Below are 23,142 nucleotides of genomic sequence, written 5' to 3'. Positions count from 1 at the left end.
TATTGCTCATCGTCCTGCCCGGTATGAACACCATGCAACCCAATCCCAATGCCCTCTCCTCTCTTCTGGCCGTCCTGCTCGCCATGCTGTCGATCACCCTCGGCGCCTCCCTGGCCAAATCCCTGTTTCCCTTGCTGGGTGCCGCAGGTACGACCCTGTTCCGGCTGGGGTGCGCCGCCCTCCTCCTCTCCCTGGTGTTTCGCATCTGGCGTGCCCCCCTCGACCGACGCACCCTGCTGGGCGCCATCCCCTACGGCCTGTCGCTTGGGGCCATGAACCTGCTCTTCTATCTCGCCATCGCACGCATTCCCCTCGGCGTAGCCCTGGCCATCGAGTTCATCGGCCCCCTGACGGTGGCCCTGATCTCCTCACGCCACCGGGCAGACTTCATCTGGCTGATACTGGCCATCGCCGGGCTGCTGCTGCTCTTGCCCCTGCGGGCAACACAGCAGGCCATCGATCCCCTGGGGGCCGCACTGGCTCTCGGGGCTGGCCTTTTCTGGGGGCTCTATATGCTCACCGGAAAGCGGGCAGGAGCCTTGCTGGGCGCACAGGCTCCGGCGCTGGGCATGTGGGTGGGCACCCTGCTGGTATTGCCCTTCGGGCTGGAGGGTGCGATCGAGGCGTCATTCACCGTCCCCGTGATCCTCACCATCATCGGGGTGGGGCTGCTCTCGAGCGCCATCCCCTACTCTCTCGAGATGTTTGCCCTGCGCCGCCTTCCCCTCAAGAGCTACGGCATTCTCACCAGCGGTGAACCGGCCATGGGGGCCTTGATGGGACTGGTATGGCTGGGTGAGCAGTTGCCCCCGTCCCAGTGGCTCGGGATAGCCGCCATCATCGCCTCCTCCATGGGCACCACCTGGCAGGCGGGTCGTCGACAAGCGGGCTCCGCCTGAACCAAAAAAATCGGGGCCGGCGATGACCGGCCCCGGGGATGGCACGAGCGCGTCAGGACGAATAGTCGTAACAGCGTTTGAGCTCGCCGAAGTCATAGAAGAAGCTGCCCACCGCAATGGGGGCACAAGCTGCCTTGAAGGCGAGCTCCTTCTCGTTGTAAAGCATCTTCACCAGCACCCGGCCGGCCTCGTTGCGGTAGACATCCCACTGGATATTGGCCGCATAGGGAGAGACCCAGCCGCCACGCCATTCGTTGTTTTCCTGGCTCATCAGCACGCCAGGCTGGGCGCTCTGACGACTCCCTTCCAGCTTCATCAGGGCCGCCAGCGGGATCAGGGTCTCCGCATGGGCGAAGCGCAGCTTGGCGACATGCTCGCCCGCCTCTTCCACCACCTGGGTCTGTACCTCGTTGAAGAGGCCGTCAAGCAGGGGCTGGGCCACGGCGTAGGTGGCGCTCTGGCTGGCAAGACTCGGCCCCTTTTCGTAGAAGTCCTCGGCATCGGAGAGGTAGGAGAACCAGGCAGACTCCTCTGGCGTGATGAACTGCTCGAGATCCCAGGACCCGCCTTGTGCCTGCGCCTCCCGGATCATCCCCGGGCCGATGATGAAGAGGTTGTAGAGCATGAGGGCGGCGTCCACCTCGTCGCGCACATGGGTCTTGCCGCCGTCTTCCGGATTCACCGCCACATAATCCACCCCGGCGGCCAGCTCGTCGACGAAGGCCTTGCTATAGAGACGCTCGAGCATCTCGCGGGCCATCACCCGGGTCCTGGGCAGGGCCTTGAGCGCATCGAGGGCCTCGGTCAGCTCGGGAGCGGGAGCCACCCCGTTGTCTTCGTCCCCGACAAAGGCCTGATAGGCCTGGAAGGTGGGCAGATACCGGGTGTACTCCCCCTGCGGCTCGGTCTTGTGGAAGTAGAGCTCGAACTTGTTGCGCAGCCCCTTGTCGATCTCGAAAGGGTTCTCCTGGCTGACGTAACAGTCGGGGCTGTCCGTCACCAGAGAGACCCTTTTGGCCAGGCTCTGCATGAAGAAGTAGGCGCTTTCGTTGGCGCGATCCTTGCCCGATGTCTCGACCTTGAGGCAGAGGGGAGTCGATTCAGTGGTCAGCAGGGTGGGCAGCCGTTCGGCGAGCCGGGTCGCCAGGTTGGCGTGCTCCTCCTTGCCGAGCGCACTCAGCAGGCCATAGCCGAGGGTCTGGTTGGCGGCCGTGACGGCGTCCACCTTGGCGCCGAGCCGTTGGCCCAGCTCGGTCAAGGCCCCCTGTCTCGCGGCCTCCTCCCACACCAGCTTGGTCAGCACATCGTATTTGGGGCTGGACAGCGAGCGGGAGCCATGGCGTGCCACCAGTTCAGTGAAGACGGGACTAAAGCCTTCAGGGGCCACCTCATAGCTGTTCATTGCCTGACGGGCGGCATAGACCGCCTTGGTGCTGTATTGATAGTCGCCGACGGCAGGCGAGGAGGAGTCGTTGCCCGAATGGCAGCCGCTCAGCAGGGTGGCCGCCACGCAGGCGGCAAGGGAAGAGACGCGAAACATAGTCATCCTTGAACCAGTGTGAAAATGAAGCCGCACAGTACGCACCGGATGTGACAATCCGGTGTCAGGTCTGGGACATGCACCTCTCTCCTGAAGGGTGACTCCCCTCCAACCGGCCTGCTTCCTCCCCACAAAACATCATTCATATTTTTTGAACGTGTAGACCAGTTTATCTCGCTAACAATGACCGGGTGAGGCGCTTAATATTCACACATCGCTTAGGCAGGAGCGCCAAGCCGCAAAACAACTGGTCGTTCATGGCAGTCCCCCATACATATGGGCGACAAACATCCGTGACAAAACAACACACCATTTGAATGACCTCTTGCAAGGATGCATTGATGCAGGCCTGTCAGGCCTTGCCAATGACATAAAAACCAAGAGAGTGAATGAACATGAAAAACGTGATCAAGATGCTGGCCGTTGCAGGCCTGATGAGTGCCGGTGTTGCCCAGGCTTCCGTCCCCGCCGACTTCAATGCCACCCCGGGTGTGCTGTTCGTGAACTGGCATGCTGGCGCCGCCATGGCCGGCAAGGCCAACCCCATGCTGGAGGTGCGCGATGAATCCGGTGATCTGGTGGCCTCCGTCCACGCCAACCTGATGGGTACACAACAGGTACAGATCCCGAGCCGCGCCCAGGGCAACCTGACCGTCAGCCTCGGCGATCAGAGCAGCGATTACCGCATCCCGTTCGGCATCGGCAGCGGCAATCCCCGCTGATCAACGCAGACGACGTCCCTCCCGGGTCTGGCAAAGACACGCCGACCAGGCGAGAGATCAACGACAAGGGCGCCATCAAGGCGCCCTTGTCGTCGTTGCCGTCGGCACGCACGGCTACTGGGTGAAGACGGGACCGAAGCCGGATCCCCACAGGATGGCCGTGGCAGCCAGCACGCAGACCAGCAGCACCAGGCCGACCGTCACCACTGAGCTGGCGTAGATGAATCCCTGCTCCTTGGTGATGTGCATCAGGATGGGCACGCCGATATAGAGCAGGTAGACGGAATAGGTCAGCCCGACCAAACCGATGAGCATCACGAACCAGAGATGCGGGAAGAAAGCGGAGAAGCCCACCATGAAGAGCGGCGTGGAGGTGTAGGCCGCCAGCTCCAGCGAGGTCGTGTAGCTGGGATCCGAGCCGAAGGTATGCCCCATCCAGTGCACCAGATAGGAGAGTGCCAGCACGCCGATGATAAGGGTCACGTACATGGCGACCGACAGCTTGAATGCGCTGTTGGCGGTCAGGGTGATGGGATCGCCGACCCCGATGCTCCAGCCGATGTGAACGGCGGAATAGTAGGCGCAGATGGGAGGGATAAGGGCCACGAGCAGGATGTGGGTCAGACTGTTTCTGAAGCTGTCGTGCCGCTCGTCTATGGTATGCCATTCGGTGTGGGGATGGGCATACAATCCCCATAAGTGATTCAATATCATAGCGTTATTCCTTCTCTACATCGGTGGTTAGCGGATCGATACCGGGCTTTCTCCTCTGATTGCGTCTTGTCCGGGCGCTGGTGGCGCCATCGCTTGTCATGGCATGCGATGACTTTAAATAAAGTCGCTCCACCGCCGCTGCGTCAAGCAAGGTCGCCGGGACAGCCGGGAGGGATGGGAAGACAGCAGGAGGGCACGGAGGCGGGCACTGATGGCACCCGCCGTCGGCGCTCCCGTCAATACTGCTTGGTTTTAGAGGCAAAACCCGCGAGGAAGAGACCGGTCAGGAACATGCCGCAGAAGGCTTCGATGGCCGACAGCAGTTGCAGCGGCGAGGAGGTCTGGGAGATGTCCCCATAACCCAGGGTCACGAAGGTGACGATGCTGAAATAGAGGGAGCGCCCCAGATGGCCGTGGGTTGCAGACTCCGGCGCCAGGAAATAGGTCAGGGTCGCCAGCAGGATCACCCCCATCGACATCAGCAGGCTTCTGATGGGACGCTCCCCAAACCCCCAGGTGATGAAGCTAATGAACTTGCCCGCGCACTTGAGATAGCACAACAGGGAGAGCCAGCACTTCGTCATCGGACCGCTTCGCAACCAGCGCTCCCGGAACAGCTCCCGCGGGCTCGCCAGGGACTTCATCTCGTGCAGCTTCTCCTTGTAGTAACACTCGCCGGCATCGACGGTGTCACCCACGCTGGAGAAGAGGCGCTTGGCATTGCGATAGAGTTTGCTCGCCTCATTGTGGTCGATCCGCCCATTGTCGTTGTAGACCACCTCCACCTTGTCCAGGTTGGTGTGCTCCATGGTGGCATCGAAGTTCTTGGCACTGACGCTGAAGTTTTTCAGCACCGCCCGGGAGGAGTGGAAGCGGATCTCCTCGCACTCTATGGTGAAGTCCTGAAAGACCCCGTCCTCCAGCGCCAGCTCCCGCTTTTTGGCCCAGGCCCTGTGGTCCCACAGCAGGGAGTCGAACAGATCGAGCCCGATCACCCCGCCATTGACCCTGACCCCCTTGGCCGAGCAGTGCCACAGATAAACCTTGGAGTTGTTGACGGCCCCATCGAGAGAGAGCTCGTCGAGACAGGTAAAATCGAGCAACCGGCCGGAGATGATGGGGCTTTTGAGGGCAACACCGCCGATGTTGAGCAGACGATGCTTGCCCAGCACCTGGGCCTCCCCCTTGTTGTTCTCCGAGACCGAGAGCAGGCTTTGCACCCGTTTCACCTCGTCATTGCCATGTTTTCCCGCCAGCCACATGCTGTAAGGCTCGAAACGGGTCTCCGAGCGGATGAGGCCGCTCTTGCGCAGGGATTCCAGTGCACTCGAGGCGCTCTCATACAGGCGGACCTTGTCGTCGCTCATGTAGACACAAAGGCTCAGCACGCAGCGGGAGCTGATGAAGCGGGCGATGCCGATCTGGAAGATCACGCTTTTTTCTATCTTCTGCTCCGCCATCCAGTCGTCGAAATGGGGCAGCGACGCCACCAGCAGCGCCCAGATACGGGGATAATCGTTCTCACGCCGCCACTCGTTGAATTGCTCGGGGGAAAGCTGCCAAAGCTCTGTTGCATTCATGCATGACCTCACTCAAGAAACCGATCCCGTTTTGCCGGGCCGGGGTGACGGCAAGCGTCGATCACGACAGGGTGATCCGGCGGGCACAGCATAGGGACTCACCACGCCATCATACTCGGCAGACGGGCCAAGTCACTGGGAGGAAAGATTCAAGAGGGGCGCTGCGACAGCTTTGTCACCGGACAGGACGCTTTTCGAACAGCGGGAAGCGGAACATCGAAAAACGGGAAAAGAAAAAGCCCAGCATTGCTGCTGGGCTTTTAGATTGGCTCCTCCTGCTGGGCTCGAACCAGCGACCTGCGGATTAACAGTCCGTCGCTCTACCGACTGAGCTAAGGAGGAATTATTCGTGGTGCCCAGAGACGGAATCGAACCGCCGACACGGGGATTTTCAATCCCCTGCTCTACCGACTGAGCTATCTGGGCAAATGGTGCCGGCTACCGGAATCGAACTGGTGACCTACTGATTACAAGTCAGTTGCTCTACCTACTGAGCTAAGCCGGCACACTTCAAACCATTGTGCATGAACACGTTTTTATTTCATGGCACCAAAATATGGTGCCCAGAGACGGAATCGAACCGCCGACACGGGGATTTTCAATCCCCTGCTCTACCGACTGAGCTATCTGGGCGTGGGCGCTATTAAACGGATTTTAGGGCAGGTGGTCAACGGGAAATTTCACTTTTCGTCTCGTTCGTCTCTTTTTTGCGCAGCATCATCCATTTTCATCACTTCTGCTGGTGGGACCGCTCCCCGGCGCCCCCAGAGGCGGGACTCCTCCCCCTTGAGCAGGCGGGTAATGTTCTCGTGATGACGGATCAGGATGAGACAGGAGAGCAGGGAGACCGGCAACGTGTATTCCGGTTTGAGCAGATAGGTAAAGAGCGGAGTCAGCAACACGGTCACGATGGACGCCAGTGACGAATAGCCGCTCACCAGCAGCACCAGCAACCAGGTGGTGATGACGGCGCCCCCCATGGCAAAGCCGATGGGCAGCATGGTACCGAGGGCGGTGGCGACGCCCTTGCCGCCACGGAAGTGGAAGAAGAGGGGGTACATGTGGCCCAGACAGGCGGCCACCCCGATAAAGCCGAGGTAGACGGGCTTGATCTGCAGATACCAGGCGAGGTAGACGGGGGCCATCCCCTTTAGCACGTCGAGAAGCAGTACGATCAGCGCCGCCATCCGGCCGCCGAGGCGCAACACATTGGTCGCCCCCGGGTTGTGGGAACCATGGTCACGGGGATCCGGCAGACCCGTGATGCGGGAAACCAGCACGGCACTGGACAGCGAGCCGCCCAGATAGGCCAGAATAATCATCAAAATCGTCAGGGCCGTCATCTTGGTCGTTTTTACCACGATATGAATGGGGTATGATGCGGGCCACATTCCCAGGCCCGGGCTTGCCCGAAAGCGTGTCGCCCAAACCGGCCGCCAGCGGCAATCTGCTTGCCGGGCCTGCATCCCTGCGCTGTTTTCACAGCCCATCAAGAGTAAAGAAGAAGTACTGTCATGGACAAGGTGTTTATTCGCGGACTCGAGGTTTTGACCACCATAGGGGTATATGAGTGGGAGAAGGGCATTCGCCAGAAGCTCTGTTTCGACCTCGAGATGGGGTTTGACAATCGCCCAGCCGCCGCAACCGACGATATCAATCTGGCGCTGGATTACGCCACCCTCTCTCGCAAGATCTGTGATCACGCCCAGGGCAAGATAGTGGAGCTGGTCGAGACCATGGCCGAGCAGGTCGCCGCCCTGGTGCTGGAAGACGAGCGGGTACAGTGGGTCAAGGTAACCCTGACCAAACCGGGTGCCGTGCCCAATGCGGCAGGCGTCGGGGTCGAGATCCTGCGCCATCGCACGCCGGCTGCGAGCGCCAATTGATGACCCGCATCTATATCAGTCTGGGCTCCAACATCGATCGGGAACGCCATATCCGCGCCGGCCTCGATGCCCTGCACGCCGAATTCGGCGAGTTGCAGGTCTCCAGGGTATTCGAAAGCGAGGCGGTGGGCTTCAACGGCCGCCCCTTCTACAACCTGGTGGTGGGTGCCGATACCGAGCTGCCCCTGGCGACCCTGTGCCAGCGCCTGCGCGCCATGGAGTTCGCTCACGGCCGCGAGCCGGATGCCAAGAAGTTCGCCCCGCGCACCCTGGATCTCGATCTGCTGCTCTACGGCGAGCTGGTCTGCGAGACGCCGCTGGTGCTGCCCCGCGGCGAGATCCTCACCAACGCCTTCGTGCTCTGGCCGCTGGCGGAGCTGGCTCCCACATTCCGCCACCCCATCGATGGTCGCACCATTGGTGAGCTGTGGGCAGGTTACGACAAAGCCTCCCAGCGCCTTGACCCCATTCCCTTCCACTGGAAAGCGGGCGAATTGCAGCATCACTGAACAACAAGGGCACCCTCGGGTGCCCTTGTTGATGACTTCGCTGATGATGGATAAGAAACGGTGATTGGGCCTGCGCCGGTGCAAGTGGCAGGATGACCGCCATCACAGGAGAACCCCATGCCACTCGATGCCATTCATGACTTCAACCGTCAGTTGCTCACCGACCTGCCCCACCAGCACTTCGAGCACGAACCCATCCTCGATTACGCCACCGACGAGCGGGTCAAGGCTCGCCTCGGCTGGCAGGCCGAGTTCAGCAAGACCCTTTTCCTCAAATTCAAGGATGGTCGCTTCGCCCTGCTGCTGACCCACAGGGACGGCCGGCTCGACAGCAAGGCGGTCAAGGCGGCGCTCGGTGCCAAACCCTCCATCTGCACCGCCGACGAGATGCAGACCGAGATTGGCTGCCTGCCGGGAGCCGTCTGCCCCTTCCTGCCCCGCGCCGACATCCCACTGCTGGTGGATCCCGTGCTCATGAATCACCATGCCTTTACCTGGACGCCGGGCCACCCCGAGCAGACTTTCCTGCTGGAGACCACCCACCTGGCCGGACTGCTGGCCCGATTGCCCTGCGACGTGAGCTACCTGCCCGCCCCCTGAGCCTGGGACTCAGCGCTTTTCCCGCGCCAGCTGGGCGAAGATCAGCGCCGCCAGCATGGACATCAGGCCGATGCACAGATAGGTGAGGTGGAACCCCTCCAGCCAGCGGCCACTCTCCTCGGGCTGGCCGATAGAGAAGAGCCCCAGCAGGCTGGCGGCGATGGCCACCCCCAGGCTCATGGAGAGCTGCATCACCACCGACAGCAGACCGTTGCCGCTGCTGGCGTGCTCGCTGCTGAGATCCTGCAGGGTCAGGGTGTTCATGGCGGAAAATTGCAGGGAGTTGATGGCACCAAAGACCGCCAGCCACACCAGCAGTACGCCGTGGGGCACCTGGTTGTCGATGAAATAGAAGCTCGCGATCATGGCCCCGAGCGCCAGGGTGTTGCCGATGAGGATGCGGCGATAACCGATGCGCGGAATAAGCTTGTTCACCAGCGTCTTGGTCAGCATGGCGCCGATCACCGTGGGGATCATGGTCATCCCCGCCTTGCTCGGGGAGAAGCCGAGCCCCAGTTGCAGGAAGAGCGGGGTGAGAAACGGCATGGCGCCGCTGCCGAGGCGGGCAAACAGATTGCCCCAGATACCGATGGCGAAGGTGGACGTCTTGAACAGCGCCAGACTAAACAGGGGCTGCTCCGCCGTGGCGGCATAGAGCCAGTAGCTCGCCATGGCGGCCAGACCGAACAATACCGCAAACAGGGCCCAACCGGTTGAGATGCTGTGCTCCCCCAGGCCTTGCAGACCGACGGATACCAGCACCATGCCGACACTGAACAGCACAAACCCCTGCCAGTCAAACCTGGCGGTGTGCTGACGAAGGTCGGGCATGAAGTGCCAGCTCGCCACGAAGCCGAGCAAGCCCACCGGCAGGTTGATGAGGAAGACCCAGTGCCAGCTCGCCACCTCCACCAGCCAGCCCCCCAGGGCCGGGCCGATGAGGGGGCCGAGCAGACCGGGGATGGTGACGAACGACATCACCCTCAGCAGCTCATGCTTGCTGTAGACCCGCAGCACCGCCAGACGCCCGATAGGCATCAGCAAGGCCCCCCCGACCCCTTGCAACACCCGGGCGATCACCAGCATGGGCAGGGTGTTGGCGATGGCACAGGCCAGGGAACCCAGGGTAAACAGCAGGATGGCGACCAGATAGACCCGGCGGGTGCCGAATCTGTCCGCCAGCCAGCCGGAGGCGGGAATGAGCAGGGCCACCGTCAGCATGTAGGCGATGATGACGGACTGCATCTGCAGCGGACTCTCGCCCAGGGCCTCGGCCATGCTGGGCAGGGCGGTGTTGAGGATGGTGCCATCCAGGGTCTGCATGAAAAAACCGACCGCCGTCAGCCAGGGCAGCCATTTGCGCTGGGCGGGCGTCACCATCGGGGAGCTGTCAGGCATGATTCTGTCTCTCCTCATCACATAAGAAAAGACCCGCACGAGCGCGGGTCATATCAGCATATCAGGCATCCGGCTGGCCGAGCATGGCCTTGAGGTGCTCTTCCAGGCTGGGGTCGGGGGCCTTGAGGGTCGAGAGGAACAACTGCTCTATGCCTACCCTGTCCTGGCTCTTCACGATGAACACCAGCCGGGACTGGGCCTTGCCTTCGGGCCACTCCCCCAGCGCCTGCAACGGATAGAGCTGGCCGTGCACACCGTGGATCACCACTGGCTGGCTCTCCCCTTCCAGTTGCAATATCCCCTTGAGCCGCAGCAGGGCATCACCGTATTGCGCCTGCACCGCATCGATGGCGGCCAGCAGGCGGGAGGGCTTGAGCGGCTCGCCGATGCGCAGGGAGAAACTTTCGATATTGCCGTGCTCGAAGCGGGTGGGCGCGGCCGTCCCCACCTTGGCGGCAAACGGCGTCATCTTCGGCTGCATGGGCGAAGCCAGCCCCTGCTTCGGGGATTCGGTACGCAGCCAGGCCAGCAACTGGCGCACGTCGCGCCCCGCCTCCTCGTTGTAGGCGCCGAGCTTCTCCAGCACCGCGGGTGAGAGCACCCCATTGCTGACCCGCTGGATGGGGGCTGCCGGATTGAGGGCCGCCAGTTGGGCTTCCACCCGCGCAAGGGTCTCTTCATCCACCAGATCGCCCTTGCTCACCACCAGCAGATCCGCCAGCGCCACCTGTTTGACCGCCTCATATTGAGCGGCCAGCTGCTGCTCGATATGGCCGGCATCCACCACGGTGACGGTGCCATCGAAGCGGTAGCGCTGGGCGATAAAGCCCTCTTCCCTCAACGTGAACAGCACAGGGGCCGGATCGGCCAGACCCGTGGTCTCGATGATCAGCCGTTTGAAGGGTTTGATTTTGCGCTGGATGGCCTTCATGAAGAGCCCCTGCAGCGCCTCCACCAGGGAGCCCTGCACCGAGCAGCAGATGCAGCCGGAATCGAGCAGCACCACCTGCTCGTCCACCTGCTGTACCAGATGGTGATCCAGCCCCACGGAGCCGAACTCGTTGATGAGCACGGCGCACTCCCCGAGCTCGGGCTGCTTGACCCAGTGGTTGAGCAAGGTGGTCTTGCCGCTGCCGAGAAAGCCGGTCAGCAGGGTCACGGGGATGCGGGTGTCTTGCATGTCTGTCATCGGGATGCCCCCCCTCTGATCGGCAGGAGGATGAGTAAGCGAGTGTCTTGCATATCGGTCATGTCAGATCCTTACCGGTTGGCGAACAGGTCGCCGAGCCAGCGGTTTTCGAAACGGCCATGGGGGTCAAGCTCCCGCTTCAGGGCCAGGAAGTCGTGCCAGCGCGGCAACAGGGCCGGGAAGTCGTAGAGGTCCATCGCCAGGTGCTTGCCGAAATGGGGAATGCCGCCGAGGGGCACCAGCAGTTGCTGCAACTCGCGCATCTGCTCCATGGAGCCCCCGACAAAGGTCCCGTCCGCCGCCAGATAGACCAGAAAACCTATCCAGCACACCGACTTGCCATGGGCGGCACTGAGCCAGGCCACGGATGGACCGGTGCAGCGCAGGATGAAGGGGTAGTGCAGCACGCCGGGGTTCGCCTCCTGCCATGCCTGCAGGATTTCAAGGGCCTCCCCCATGCGTTCGAGGGGCACGGCCACCTCGCAGTTGATCTGGGGAGCAGGAATTCCCTTGCAGAGGATCTGGTAGACGTTGCCCACCAGATCCGAGGCGTCCTTGAAGCGGCGTACCGTCTCGAAGTGCTCGCCTGCCCTGGCCTCGTCCTTGGTGTCTCTGGCCATCTTCTGCAGGGTCGCGTCTATGGTGGCATTGAGCGCCAGGTTCATGCGCTCATCCATGTCTCCCTCCAGCACCAGCGGCTCGCTGCCCCCAGCGCGGTAGCGGGCCACCTCGTCATCGGAGGCGGGATCCACCAGCCAGATGTGGCTCTCGCCGGTCCAGGCGAACCACCAGCTCTTCACGAAGACGTGCTCCCGGTTGAGGCGCTCGTTGTGTTCCAGCAGGAAGGGGTAGTCGGTGGTGAACTTGGTGCAGCGCATGATGCGGTTGGGCACGGTGTTGAGGGTCACATCCAGCAGGATACCGAGCATCCCCATGCCCATCACGAAGGCGCCGAAGCGCGGATCGGTGCGCTCCACACGGATGATGTCGCCGCTCGCCAGCATCACGGTCAGGGCAGCCACCGCATCGCACAGGGCGGACTGGTGCAGTCCCTGCCCATGGGTGCCGGTGCTGAGCGCACCGCCCAGGGTCTGGATGCCGATGACGCCGGGGGATGCCGGCAGCATGCGATCCATGGCGATGAGGTCGGCATAGACGGTATCAAGCGGCGTCCCCGCCAGGTAGGTCACCGTATCGGCAGTCTTGTCCAGCTGGCCGCGCAGGTGGTGCAGGTCCACCAGCAGCGCCTGGCTGCCTTCCGCGTAGACGCTGTGGATGGGTTCGAAAGAGAGGCCGGAGCCGATGAGCCGCAGCTTGCGCTCGGGGTATTCCCGCAGCAGTTGCTGCAGCTCGTCACGGGTCGTCGGGCGCCACACCTGATCAAGGGCGCCGAGGGGGTTGGTTCTGGACCAGTTGAACAGCACCTCCCGATTGCCAATCGCCTTGATGCTGTGAAATGCCTGGAACCTGACCGTCATACCGCGCCTCATCTGACTTCAAAATGAGCGCCAATTCTACCGAAAAGTGGCTGCCAAGGCATGAAAAACAAGACCCTACAGTCGGGGGTGGATAGGGGGAGCGCCCCTCCCCGCCTCAGCGCGTTTGCTGGGTCAATGCCAGCAACATGCCGAATCCCACCAGCAGGCCCCCGAACACCCGATCGATCCAGTGGCGTACCGCCAGCAGTCGGTCCCGCACCGCAGGGGTGGAGAAGAAGAGCGCCACCGCACCAAACCAGAGGGCGTGCGCCAGCGCGATGAAGGCGCCATAGCCGATCTGGACCGCCAGCGGCGTCTGCGGCTGCACCACCTGCATGAAGAGGCTGACGATGAAGATGGTGGTCTTGGGATTGAGCACATTGGTCAAAAATCCGGTGCGCAGCGCCCCCAGGCTGGAGAGGGCAGGCTGACAGATGCGCTCTTCATCGGCAGCCGGTTTGGCCCGCAGCATCTTGATGCCGAGGAAGATGAGATAGGCGGCCCCCGCCAGCTTGATGAGGTTGAACAGCCAGAGGGATTGCTGGATCAGCAGGCCCACCCCCAGCAGGGTGTAGGCCACGTGCACGCAGACCCCGGCCGCGATGCCGATCGCCGTCAGCACGCCGGTGCGGCGCGAGAGCAGCAGGCTGTTGCGCGACACCATGGCAAAGTCGGGCCCGGGGCTGATGACGGCAAAGAGGGTAATGGCCACTACGGCTAACAGTTCGGTCATGAAAAGAGTCCTGATTAGAGAGGATATCGGCTATTTTATTTGCCAATAACACCAATAACGAACGATGATTTCTGACATGAATGGTGAAAAAAACTCACAAAAAGCCCTCTCGCTTCCCTCCCTTACCGCCCTGCGCTGTTTCGAGGTGGCTGCCCGCACCGAGCATTTCGGCCGCGCCGCCGATGAACTGCATCTCACCCATGGCGCCATCAGCCGGGCGGTACGACTGCTCGAGGAGGATCTAGGGGTCATGCTGTTCGAGCGGCGCCAGCGCCGGGTCTTTCTGACCGACGCGGGTGAACGGTTCTATCAGGCGGTCAGAGAGGGGTTGGGCAGCATCCGCCAGACGGCGCAGGCCCTGCGCCAGCAGAGCCGTCCCCAGTCGCTGGTGCTCTCCTGCGAACCCACCCTCCTTATGCGCTGGCTGATCCCGCGCTGGCCCGCCTTCCAGGCTCTGCACCCGGAGCTGGACGTACACCTGATGGCGGGCGGTGGCGCCCTCAGCTTTGGCAGCGGCATCGATCTCGCCATCCGGCGCAACGACTTTCACTGGCCTGCCGAGCTCTACAACCAGTTGCTGTTCGAAGAGCGGACCGGCCCTGTCTGCCCGCCGGGCAAGGTGGCGCACTTCTTTGAATCCAGGGGGGATGTGCAGGCCCTCAGGCCAACGGCCCCCCGTCTGCACACCAAGACCCGTCCGGGCGCCTGGTTGGAGTGGCAGCAGCACGCAGGCATGCCCGCCAACGAGGAGGTGCCGGGTCAGACCTTCGAGCACTTCTATTTCAGCCTGCAGGCGGCAGTCGCCGGGCTGGGAGTCGCCATCGGCCCCTACCGCCAGGTGTGCGACGATATCGAGGCCGGTCTGCTGGTGGCACCGCTCGGCTTCGTCCCCGACGGCACCGGCTATCACCTGCTCGCCCCCGCCCCTCCCGAACCCGGCAGCCCCCACGACATCCTGGTGAACTGGCTGCACAGCCTGGTGGGCGCGGCCTAGCCCTGGGCGGTGCGCCCGGCGGCGACCTGTATCTCTCCCGCCGTCAGCTCCCGGCAGAACTGGCGTATCGGCATGGGGCGGGCAAACAGGTATCCCTGCAGATACTGGACCCCCTTGCCTCTCAGATAGGCGGCCTGCTGCTCCGTCTCCACCCCTTCGGCCACCAGGGACAACCCCAGCCGTCCCCCAAGGTCGATGACGTTGTCCACGATGTGCTCGGAGAGGGACTCCGTCCCGATACGGCCGATGAAGGAGCGGTCGATCTTGAGATAGTCCACGTGGAATTGCTGCAGATAGATGAGGCTGGAGTGGCCGGTGCCAAAGTCATCGATGGCGAGCTGCACCCCCATCTCGTCGAGCTGGCGAAACAGGGAGAGGGTCTGCGGGCTGGTCACCAGCAGCTCCCGCTCCGTGAGCTCCAGCACCAGCACCACCCGTCCCGGCACGAAATGGCCGAGGAAGTCGCGGCACTCCGCCACCAGGGAGAGGTCCCGGCAGTGGATGGCACTGATGTTGAAGCTGATGTGAAATGCCTCGGGCAGCTGCTCCTGTACCGGGTGGAGTGTCTTGGCCACCGTCTTCATCAAGTTGACCGTCATGGGCACGATCAGGCCAGACTCTTCCGCCTGGGGGATGAAGAGATCGGGGCGGATCAGCCCCTCGGTGGCATGTTGCCAGCGCATCAGTACCTCGGCTCCCACCATCTTACCGCCCTTGCTGGCGATCAGCGGTTGCAGATAGGGGACAAATTCCCTGGCTCGCAGCCCGCGCCTCAGCTCGTCCGTCAGGGCCCCAGGCCGCCCAAGCAGCCACCACACCAGCAGTGAGAGCACCAGCGAACTGGCTCCCAGCCAGATCAGTTGCAGATGGCGAGCCTCCCACAGGGCACGCCAGTAGATCGGCATGGCATAACCGGCGTGGATGGTGAAGGGGTAACGCTGGGAGGCGAGTATCAGGGCAAACTTGCTGTGCAGTTTCGGCGGATCGCTTTGGAAGTGGCCGGACTCATCGAGCCAGGCGGACCCCACCTGCAAGAACAGCTCGCTGGGATCGCTGCTCAGGGTAAGCATGAAACTGAGCTGACTGCTGTCAATGGCGCTCAGTGCCGCATCACGCCCCCGCTCCTGACGCACCACCAGCAAGGGGTGATTCTTGCGCACCAGGTTGCCGCTCATCAGCAGCAACTTGCGATCCGTGTAGCGGGAGCCGTCATCCACTTCCCTGGCAGGCCCGAACAGCGAGGTGCAGTTGATGATCCCCTGTCGCACCAGATTGATGGAGCGCAGGAAAGGCTCCAGCGCCACCCGCTTGCGCAGCAGCAACAGGTTGTCGCTGCAAGGTCGACCGGCCAGCGGCAATACCTCGAGGTTGGCCCGCTCGGCCTGATCCAGCATGCGCTCCAGCAAGGTTCTGGCCTTGCTGGCTGACGCACTGGCATCGTTTTTCAGCTCCTGCTCGTAGCTGTCGTGCACCATCCACCCTCCCACCACCAGGGGCAGGGCCAACACCAGCAGGGCACAACCAAGGCGCCACTTCATGCGGGCCAGATCAATCCGGAACAGAAACATAGCAACCACGCCGCAATGCGCGGGCCCGCTTCGCAGGTACCGCGGTATAAAAGTGCCCACCAGGAAACGGTGGGGCCATCATGGCCAGACAACGAAAGCGCAACGCGCGTACCAGGCAAATCGACGACGCCGTTGCTGGGCATGGCGGGTCATTATCGCGCAGCCCCCTGAAATGGAAAATGCCGCGTCGAGACGCGGCATTGTTATTTTCAGTGGTCAGACCGGCGAGTCTCAGACCGCTTGCTGCAGGATCACCGCATCGGCCTTCTTGGTGTAGGAGGCGATCTCGTTGAAGTTCAGGTAGCGGTAGGTGTCGGCCGCAGTGGCGTCCAGGGTCTTGGCATACTGCAGGTACTCGGCCACGGTCGGGATCTTGCCGATGATGGCGGCAACTGCAGCCAGCTCGGCAGAGGCCAGATAGACGTTGGCACCCTTGCCCAGGCGGTTCGGGAAGTTGCGGGTGGAGGTGGAGACCACGGAGGCCCCTTCCGCTACCCGCGCCTGGTTGCCCATGCAGAGGGAACAGCCCGGAATCTCGATGCGAGCACCGACGCGACCAAAGATGCCGTAGTAGCCCTCTTCGGTCAGCTGATCCTTGTCCATCTTGGTGGGGGGGGCGATCCACATGCGGGTCGGCAGTTCGCCCTGGTACTTCTCGAGCAGCTTGCCGGCAGCGCGGAAGTGGCCGATGTTGGTCATGCAGGAACCGATGAACACCTCGTCAATCTTGTCGCCAGCCACGCTGCTCAGCAGACGGGCATCGTCCGGATCGTTCGGCGCGCACAGGATCGGCTCCTTGATGGTGGCCAGATCGATCTCGATGATTTCGGCGTACTCGGCATCCTTGTCCGCCTCCATCAGCACCGGGTTGGCCAGCCACTCTTCCATCCCCTTGATGCGGCGGGTAATGGTGCGCACGTCGCCGTAGCCTTCGGAGAGCATCCACTTCAGCATCACGATGTTGGACTTCAGATACTCGATGATCGGCTCTTTATCCAGCTTGATGGTGCAACCGGCGGCGGAACGCTCGGCGCTGGCGTCCGCCAGCTCGAACGCCTGCTCCACCTTCAGGGTCGGCAGACCTTCGATCTCGAGGATGCGGCCGGAGAAGATGTTCTTCTTGCCCGCTTTCTCGACGGTCAGCAGCCCTTTCTGGATGGCAGCGTAGGGGATGGCATGGACCAGATCACGCAGGGTGATGCCCGGTTGCAGCTCGCCCTTGAAGCGCACCAGCACGGATTCCGGCATGTCCAGCGGCATCACGCCGGTGGCGGCGGCGAAGGCCACCAGACCGGAGCCCGCCGGGAAGGAAATCCCGATGGGGAAACGGGTGTGGGAGTCACCACCGGTACCCACGGTATCCGGCAGCAGCATGCGGTTCAGCCAGGAGTGGATGACGCCGTCGCCTGGACGCAAGCTCACACCGCCGCGGTTCATGATGAAGTCCGGCAGGGTGTGGTGGGTCTGCACGTCGATGGGCTTGGGATAAGCGGCGGTGTGGCAGAAGGACTGCATGGTCAGATCGGCGGAGAAGCCGAGGCAGGCCAGGTCTTTCAGCTCGTCGCGTGTCATGGGGCCCGTGGTGTCCTGGGAGCCGACCGTGGTCATCTTGGGTTCGCAGTAGGTGCCCGGGCGAATGCCCTTCACGCCGCACGCCTTGCCCACCATCTTCTGGGCCAGGGTGAAGCCTTTGCCGGTGTCGGCGACAGGCTGCGGACGACGGAACACGGTGGAGAACGGCAGACCCAGCGCTTCGCGGGCCTTGTCGGTCAGGCCGCGGCCGATGATCAGCGGAATGCGGCCACCGGCGCGCACTTCGTCGATCAGCACCTCGGTCTTCAGTTCGAACCGGGCCAGCACCTCGTCGGTGCCGTGGCGGGTGATCTTGCCCTCATAGGGGAAGATGTCGATGACATCGCCCATCTCCAGTTTGGAGACGTCCACTTCGATGGGCAGGGCGCCGGCATCTTCCATGGTGTTGAAGAAGATGGGGGCAATCTTGCCGCCGAGGCAGACGCCGCCGGCACGCTTGTTCGGCACGAACGGAATGTCGTCGCCCATGAACCAGAGCACGGAGTTGGTGGCGGATTTACGGGAAGAGCCGGTACCGACCACGTCACCCACGTAGGCCAGCGGGAAACCTTTCTCTTTCAGGGCATCGATGGTCTTGATGGGGCCGATGACGCCATCCTTGTCCGGGGTGATGCCGGGACGGGCGTTCTTCAGCATCGCCAGGGCGTGCAGCGGAATGTCCGGGCGGGACCAGGCGTCCGGCGCCGGCGACAGATCGTCGGTGTTGGTTTCGCCGGTCACCTTGAACACGGTGACGGTGATCTTCTCGGCCAGGGCCGGGCGGTTCAGGAACCACTCGGCGTCGGCCCAGGATTGCAGCACCTGCTTGGCGTGGGCATTGCCCGCCTTGGCCTTCTCTTCCACGTCGTGGAAGGAGTCGAACATCAGCAGGGTATGGGAGAGACCCTTGGCGGCAAGAGGAGCCAGGGTCGCATCGTCCAGCAGGTCGATCAGCGGCTGGATGTTGTAACCACCCTGCATGGTACCGAGCAGCTCGACGGCTTCGGCGGCAGTCAGGATGGGGGAATGGGCCTCGCCCTTGGCGACGGCGGTGAGGAAGCCGGCTTTCACATAGGCCGCTTCATCAACACCCGGGGGAATGCGGGAGGACAACAGTTCTTTCAGAAAGTCCTGTTCGCCGGCGGGCGGATTCTTGATCAGCTCAACCAGGGCGGCAACCTGCTCTGCGTCCAGAGGTTTGGCGACCACGCCTTCGGCGGCACGTTCTGCGACGTGTTTACGGTATGTTTCAAGCACGACTAATTCCTCTTTGGTCTTTTTTTTGGGGTTCGCCCAAGCTCGCGGCGATCGTCCTTGCGGGACACCCGTAGGGTGCCCCCCACTATATAAGTTTTAACGACTAATTAAAATCCAAACCCTGTGCAGTTATTCATCAAACCAGCATAACCATATAAACCCATTAGGTTTTTTTAGAGTGACAAGCCGCCCACCCAAGGTGAGTTAACAAAAAGGCAGCATTTCGCCCTTATTGGAACGTAGTGCCCAATTGCAGATAGAACATGTCGTGTCCCCCCTCCGCCACGCCATAGCCGAGGAAGATGGGACCGAGGAAACTCTCCACCCCCATATAGAGGGAACCCGAGGTATAGGAGGATTCGATGCTGATGTCCTCTCCCTTGTCCCAGACCCCCCCTTGCTCGAGGGAGCCCCCGAGGAACAGGGGGGCCTTGAAGGCACCGAAGTCGTTGTCCGCCACCCGGTAGATGTAGCGCAAGCCGCCGAACAGGCTGTAGCGACCGCTCAACTGGTAATGCTGGAAGCCGGACATGCGGAACAGCCCCCCCAGATCCTGCACGAACAGCGGTACCGTCTCCTGGGAGCTTGAGCCGCCCCCTTCCAGCATCAGGTTGAGGCTGTGCCTGTCCCAGGACCAGGGCTTGATCATCACCAGCCGGTAATTCACCCCCTCGGCCTGCTCGGAGGGGCCGTCCGAGGGGTCGAGATCGACGTAGGAGTAGCCCCCCTTGATGTCCCAGTAGACCCCCTGATAGGGGAAGTAGCGGCTGTCGAGGGTGTCGTGCTCGAAGCGGATGTAGGGTCCCCAGGCGGAGGCATCGGCATCCGCGTTGGTGAGGTTCTGGATCTCCACGCTGCCGATCTTGCCCTCCAGTCCAAGGGAGAAGCGGCTCCAGGGCTGGCGATTCCAGCCGACGGCAAGATCCACGCTGGTGAAGCTGTACTCGGAGTCCAGATAGCTGACCCCGGACGACGACCTGCTCTCTTCCGGGAAGAAGACGCGTCGCTGGGTCTTGTCGTAGGCCAGGCTCGTCTCGCCGAAGTAGGTCTGGGAGGGCTCCAGCGGGGTGTAGAAGTCGGTCTTGAGGTGCTTGGCGGTCCCGAGGGACGCCTCGGTCAGCCACTCGCCTCCCCAGTCGTTGACGTTGGTCAGGGTGTAGGACATGCCGACGTTGTAGTTGGAGCTGCTCTCGAAGTCATCGGAGAAACCGAGCTGGAAGTTGAGATAACCCGGCCCCCAGTTCTTCTCGCTGGCGTCCACCACCAGCACGTTCTCCCCGTCCCGCGCCTCCACCTCGTAGGTGATGCGATCGAACGACTCCAGGGCGTAGAGGCGACGGATCCCCGCCTCCAGGCTCTCGTAGGTCTGCACCTTGTCCGGACGCACGTTCAGCATGGCCCGCACCGTATCGTCGGAGAGGCGCGACTTGTTGATGATCTCCACCTTGTCGATGTAGTAGGCGGGCTGGCCGCTGCGCTCGGCGCGCCGGCTCAGCTTGCCGTTGCGATAGTCGGCGTAGGCGGCGGGCGAGAGAGAGAGCGCATCGAGCCGGGCCGCTGCACTGTTGGCGACCGCCTCCCCGATCTTGATCCCCTCCGGCATCAGGGCGAAGTCGGCGATCCCCATGTTGCCGAACTCGGGGTTCAGCAGGATGTCCCTGGGGCCGAGCAGCGCCTTCTGCTTTTCGGTCCCCACCTGGGTCATGTAGGTGGTGAGCTGATCGATCATGGCCAATCCCGACTTGAGGGACTCCCGGGTACGCAGCTTGGCGCTGATGTCCACCGCGATCACCACGTCGGCCCCCATGGCCTTGGCCACGTCCACCGGCATGTTGTTGACCGTGCCACCATCGGCCAGGATGCGGCCGTCCCACTCCACCGGCTTGAGGGCACCGGGAATGGACATGGAGGCCTGCATCGCCTTGGCGAGGCTGCCGTGATCCAGCACGAAGGGGGTCACCGTCTCCATGTCGGTCGCCACCGCGCGATAGGGGATAGGCAGGTTGTCGAAGCTCTTTTGCGCCGGCAGGTTGGAGGTGGCGTGGCGCAGCAGGCTGGCCATGGACTGTCCCTGGAAGAAGCCGTCCGGCAGCTGGGTCTGGTCACCGTTGACCCCGATGTCGGTGCGCAGCTGGTACTTCTCGGTCTGCTGCTTCTTGCGCAGGGAGAGCTCGTCGCGCCCCACCTTGTCCTGATAGCCCTTGTTCCAGTCGATGGCAAGCGTCGTGCGCTCCACCTCCTCGGCGCTGAGCCCCATGGCATACATGCCCGCCACATAGGAGCCCATGCTGGTCCCGACGATGATGTCCACCGGGATGTGCTTTGCCTCCAGCACCTTGAGCACCCCGATATGGGCCGACCCCTTGGCCCCGCCGCCGCTCAGTACCAGGGCGATCCTCGGACGATCCATCTTGGTTGCCCCCGAGTTTCTGGCCGTAGGCGCGGGATCATTGGCTCCGGCCGCCGCCATGAACGGCAGGATCGCCAGCAGGAGCACGAGCAGGTGGGTCCATCCCCGATGAAAGATGCGCATATGAGAGTCCATAAATCCGGTGCGAGTCGAGCGGGCAGGCCGCCAGTCAGGTGCAGCCTACTATAAGTGCAAGCACTTTAACCGCAAGCCGGGGTGCTGGCGAGGGGTCGCCCCGCTTGCGACGATGTCTTGGCAAAATCGGGCGCCAATCCAGTCCAATCCGGGTGTGAGCGCAAACGTTAATCGACAATAAACGCCCCCGCCGCCTCAAGAGCGCGCCAAATCAGCCGCTATTATGAGTTCAACCCTGGTTCACACTTCCGAGTCACCCCTATGTTCGCAAGCCTGACACTGAAACAGAAAATTCTGGCCACCGTCATCCTCGCCGTGGCCCTCTCCTGCCTGCTGGTGGGCTATTTCAGCCAGCGTTCTGCCCAGCAGCTGATCGAGAACCGCATGTTCGAGCAGGAGCTGCCCAACCTGACCCAGCGCATCGGCAAGGAGATCGAGAAGGATCTCACCTCGGTCGCCAATGCCGCCAGACAGCTTGCCAACGACCGCTTCGTGCTGGACTGGGTCGAGCGCGGCATGCCCAAGGAGCAGGAGTCCATCCTCATCAACCAGCTCAAGGACATGACGAGCCAGTATGGTCTGGTCACCGCCTCCTTCGCCGATCGCCAGAGTGCCGCCTACTACAACCAGGACGGTTTTCTGCGCATCCTGAACCACGAGCAGGACAACTGGTTCTATGACTACACCAAGAGCCGCCAGGATCTGATGCTCAGCATCTTTCGGGAGAGCAATGGCGAGGTAAAACTGTTCGTCAACTTCCAGCAGCTCGACGGACGCGGCCTCGCCGGCCTCGCCAAATCCCTCGACAGCATGGTCAGCATGCTCGCCAACTTCCGCATCGGCGACAGCGGCTTCGTCTTCATGACAGACGGCAGCGGCAAGGTGAAGCTGCACCCCGACGCCGCCCGCATCGATCGGGACAACCTGACCCAGCTGGCCAGCGGCAGCAGCACCAACCTGCTCAACAAGCAGCCCTTTACCGCCACCCGTGCCGAGGTCGACGGCCAGCCCGTGATCCTGGCCAGCAGCTACATCCCCCTGCTCGACTGGTATCTGGTGGCCCAGGTGCCGGAGGCCGAGATTTATGCCGAACTGGACAGAGCGCGCCTGCACATGGTGCTGGTCAGCCTGGCCATCGCCGTCGGTATGGGGCTGCTCGGCGTTCTCCTGGCCGGCTCCGTGAGCCGCCCCCTCAACGAACTGGCCCGCCTGTTCCGCGAACTCGGCAGCGGTGATGGCGACCTCACCCATCGCCTCAAGGTCGATGGCCGTGACGAACTGGCCCAGGTGGCGACCGGCTTCAACAACTTTGTCGCCAAGATCCACGGCTCCATCGAGCAGGTGGCGAGCAACTCCCGCCAGCTCGCCGCCACTGCCAACGAGGTGGCCGCCAAGGCCCAGCTCACCCAGCACAACTGCACCGCCCAGCGGGATCGCACCGTTCAGGTCGCCACCGCCATCCACGAGATGGGAGCCACCGTCAGCGAGATCGCCGGCAATGCGTCTCTCGCCGCCGACGTCGCCAAGCAGGCCAACGAGCAGGCCGATGCGGGGGCCCAGGTCGTCGCCCAGGCCCGTCACGGCATCGTCGGCCTCTCCGGTGAAATCGAACAGGTCGCCGGGGTCATCGAGTCCCTGGCGAGCCAGACCGACTCCATCGGCAGCATCCTCGACACCATACGCAGCATCTCGGAGCAGACCAACCTGCTGGCCCTCAACGCCGCCATCGAGGCTGCCCGCGCCGGCGAGCAGGGCCGTGGCTTCGCCGTGGTGGCCGACGAGGTGCGCAACCTCGCCAGCCGCTCCGCCGCCTCCACCGCCGAGATCCAGGGCATGATCAACAGCCTCCAGGAACAGAGCGCCCGCGCCGTCAGCGCCATGGCCCAGGGCCGCAACCAGAGCCTGCGGGTGGTGACCCAGGCCGACGAGGCCAACGGCGCCCTCGACCAGATCACCGG

At 62.7% G+C, this 23,142-nt stretch carries 18 protein-coding genes and 4 tRNA genes; 7 read left to right on the top strand and 15 right to left on the bottom strand.

Features of this window, described 5'->3' with window-relative positions:
• Nucleotides 1-23: 23 nt before the first annotated feature.
• The gene (locus tag AB5Y80_RS19965; RefSeq protein WP_368173443.1) at nt 24-899 is read left to right on the top strand and encodes a DMT family transporter; all 876 of its coding nucleotides are present in this window, start codon (nt 24-26) and stop codon (nt 897-899) included.
• Nucleotides 900-951: 52 nt separating this feature from the next.
• Here the strand turns inward: AB5Y80_RS19965 and AB5Y80_RS19960 are convergent, their stop codons facing one another.
• The gene (locus AB5Y80_RS19960; protein ID WP_368173442.1) at nt 952-2,445 is read right to left on the bottom strand and encodes a histidine-type phosphatase; all 1,494 of its coding nucleotides are present in this window, start codon (nt 2,443-2,445) and stop codon (nt 952-954) included.
• Between the two features lie 383 nt (nt 2,446-2,828).
• On the opposite strand from AB5Y80_RS19960, the gene AB5Y80_RS19955 reads away from it, so the two are divergent.
• On the top strand, nt 2,829-3,161 hold the full coding sequence (locus AB5Y80_RS19955; protein ID WP_160837519.1) for a hypothetical protein: 333 nt from the start codon (nt 2,829-2,831) through the stop codon (nt 3,159-3,161).
• A 114-nt stretch (nt 3,162-3,275) separates the two neighbouring features.
• Here AB5Y80_RS19955 and AB5Y80_RS19950 read toward each other — a convergent pair whose 3' ends face one another.
• From AB5Y80_RS19950 to plsY, 7 genes are all read right to left on the bottom strand, one after another.
• Entirely contained in the window at nt 3,276-3,875 is a 600-nt protein-coding gene (locus AB5Y80_RS19950; RefSeq protein WP_029314835.1) for a Yip1 family protein, read from the bottom strand.
• 236 nt (nt 3,876-4,111) lie between these two features.
• Entirely contained in the window at nt 4,112-5,455 is a 1,344-nt protein-coding gene (locus AB5Y80_RS19945) for a potassium channel family protein (protein ID WP_010675794.1), read from the bottom strand.
• 266 nt (nt 5,456-5,721) lie between these two features.
• A tRNA-Asn gene (locus AB5Y80_RS19940) sits at nt 5,722-5,797 on the bottom strand.
• A gap of 8 nt (nt 5,798-5,805) precedes the next feature.
• Nucleotides 5,806-5,881: transfer RNA gene (locus AB5Y80_RS19935), tRNA-Phe, on the bottom strand.
• Between the two features lie 3 nt (nt 5,882-5,884).
• Nucleotides 5,885-5,960 (bottom strand) — tRNA-Thr (locus AB5Y80_RS19930).
• 52 nt (nt 5,961-6,012) lie between these two features.
• A tRNA-Phe gene (locus AB5Y80_RS19925) sits at nt 6,013-6,088 on the bottom strand.
• 47 nt (nt 6,089-6,135) lie between these two features.
• Complete coding sequence (plsY, locus tag AB5Y80_RS19920; protein WP_029314836.1) at nt 6,136-6,798, bottom strand: glycerol-3-phosphate 1-O-acyltransferase PlsY; 663 nt, start codon at nt 6,796-6,798, stop codon at nt 6,136-6,138.
• Between the two features lie 171 nt (nt 6,799-6,969).
• Between plsY and folB the strand changes: the two genes are divergently transcribed.
• The 3 genes from folB (at nt 6,970) to AB5Y80_RS19905 (ending at nt 8,450) form a co-directional block, all read left to right on the top strand.
• Entirely contained in the window at nt 6,970-7,341 is a 372-nt protein-coding gene (folB, locus tag AB5Y80_RS19915) for a dihydroneopterin aldolase (RefSeq protein ID WP_010675798.1), read from the top strand.
• The gene (folK, locus tag AB5Y80_RS19910; protein WP_042865424.1) at nt 7,341-7,850 is read left to right on the top strand and encodes a 2-amino-4-hydroxy-6-hydroxymethyldihydropteridine diphosphokinase; all 510 of its coding nucleotides are present in this window, start codon (nt 7,341-7,343) and stop codon (nt 7,848-7,850) included. Before folB ends, folK begins: the two co-directional genes overlap by 1 nt.
• Before the next feature lie 117 nt (nt 7,851-7,967).
• The gene (locus AB5Y80_RS19905) at nt 7,968-8,450 is read left to right on the top strand and encodes a YbaK/EbsC family protein (protein WP_042015124.1); all 483 of its coding nucleotides are present in this window, start codon (nt 7,968-7,970) and stop codon (nt 8,448-8,450) included.
• 9 nt (nt 8,451-8,459) lie between these two features.
• Here AB5Y80_RS19905 and mdtD read toward each other — a convergent pair whose 3' ends face one another.
• The 4 genes from mdtD to AB5Y80_RS19885 all read right to left on the bottom strand — a co-directional run bounded on the left by mdtD (nt 8,460) and on the right by AB5Y80_RS19885 (nt 13,248).
• On the bottom strand, nt 8,460-9,848 hold the full coding sequence (mdtD, locus tag AB5Y80_RS19900; protein ID WP_010675801.1) for a multidrug transporter subunit MdtD: 1,389 nt from the start codon (nt 9,846-9,848) through the stop codon (nt 8,460-8,462).
• A 61-nt stretch (nt 9,849-9,909) separates the two neighbouring features.
• On the bottom strand, nt 9,910-11,037 hold the full coding sequence (locus tag AB5Y80_RS19895; RefSeq protein ID WP_368173441.1) for a GTP-binding protein: 1,128 nt from the start codon (nt 11,035-11,037) through the stop codon (nt 9,910-9,912).
• Nucleotides 11,038-11,108: 71 nt separating this feature from the next.
• Nucleotides 11,109-12,515: a D-arabinono-1,4-lactone oxidase gene (locus AB5Y80_RS19890; protein ID WP_368173440.1), complete on the bottom strand. Its 1,407-nt coding sequence runs from the start codon at nt 12,513-12,515 to the stop codon at nt 11,109-11,111.
• A 115-nt stretch (nt 12,516-12,630) separates the two neighbouring features.
• On the bottom strand, nt 12,631-13,248 hold the full coding sequence (locus AB5Y80_RS19885; RefSeq protein ID WP_103261545.1) for a LysE family transporter: 618 nt from the start codon (nt 13,246-13,248) through the stop codon (nt 12,631-12,633).
• Nucleotides 13,249-13,324: 76 nt separating this feature from the next.
• Between AB5Y80_RS19885 and AB5Y80_RS19880 the strand changes: the two genes are divergently transcribed.
• Complete coding sequence (locus AB5Y80_RS19880) at nt 13,325-14,242, top strand: LysR family transcriptional regulator (RefSeq protein ID WP_368173439.1); 918 nt, start codon at nt 13,325-13,327, stop codon at nt 14,240-14,242.
• Here the strand turns inward: AB5Y80_RS19880 and AB5Y80_RS19875 are convergent.
• From AB5Y80_RS19875 to AB5Y80_RS19865, 3 genes are all read right to left on the bottom strand, one after another.
• Complete coding sequence (locus AB5Y80_RS19875) at nt 14,239-15,810, bottom strand: cyclic diguanylate phosphodiesterase (RefSeq protein ID WP_041213989.1); 1,572 nt, start codon at nt 15,808-15,810, stop codon at nt 14,239-14,241. The two genes, AB5Y80_RS19880 and AB5Y80_RS19875, sit on opposite strands and share 4 nt — an antisense overlap.
• Nucleotides 15,811-16,041: 231 nt before the next feature.
• Nucleotides 16,042-18,639, bottom strand: coding sequence for a bifunctional aconitate hydratase 2/2-methylisocitrate dehydratase (gene acnB, locus AB5Y80_RS19870; RefSeq protein WP_368173438.1), 2,598 nt, complete (start codon nt 18,637-18,639; stop codon nt 16,042-16,044).
• Nucleotides 18,640-18,868: 229 nt separating this feature from the next.
• Entirely contained in the window at nt 18,869-21,172 is a 2,304-nt protein-coding gene (locus AB5Y80_RS19865) for a patatin-like phospholipase family protein (RefSeq protein WP_368173437.1), read from the bottom strand.
• A 273-nt stretch (nt 21,173-21,445) separates the two neighbouring features.
• Between AB5Y80_RS19865 and AB5Y80_RS19860 the strand changes: the two genes are divergently transcribed.
• A partial coding sequence (locus AB5Y80_RS19860) for a methyl-accepting chemotaxis protein (RefSeq protein WP_368173436.1) occupies nt 21,446-23,142 on the top strand: 1,697 nt, incomplete at its 3' end.

The sequence above is a fragment of the Aeromonas sp. R2-1 genome (assembly GCF_040908425.1).
Taxonomy (GTDB): Bacteria; Pseudomonadota; Gammaproteobacteria; order Enterobacterales; family Aeromonadaceae; genus Aeromonas; species Aeromonas caviae.
Note: the sequence above shows the minus strand (reverse complement) of the source record. Positions and strands in the feature narration are given on the sequence as shown.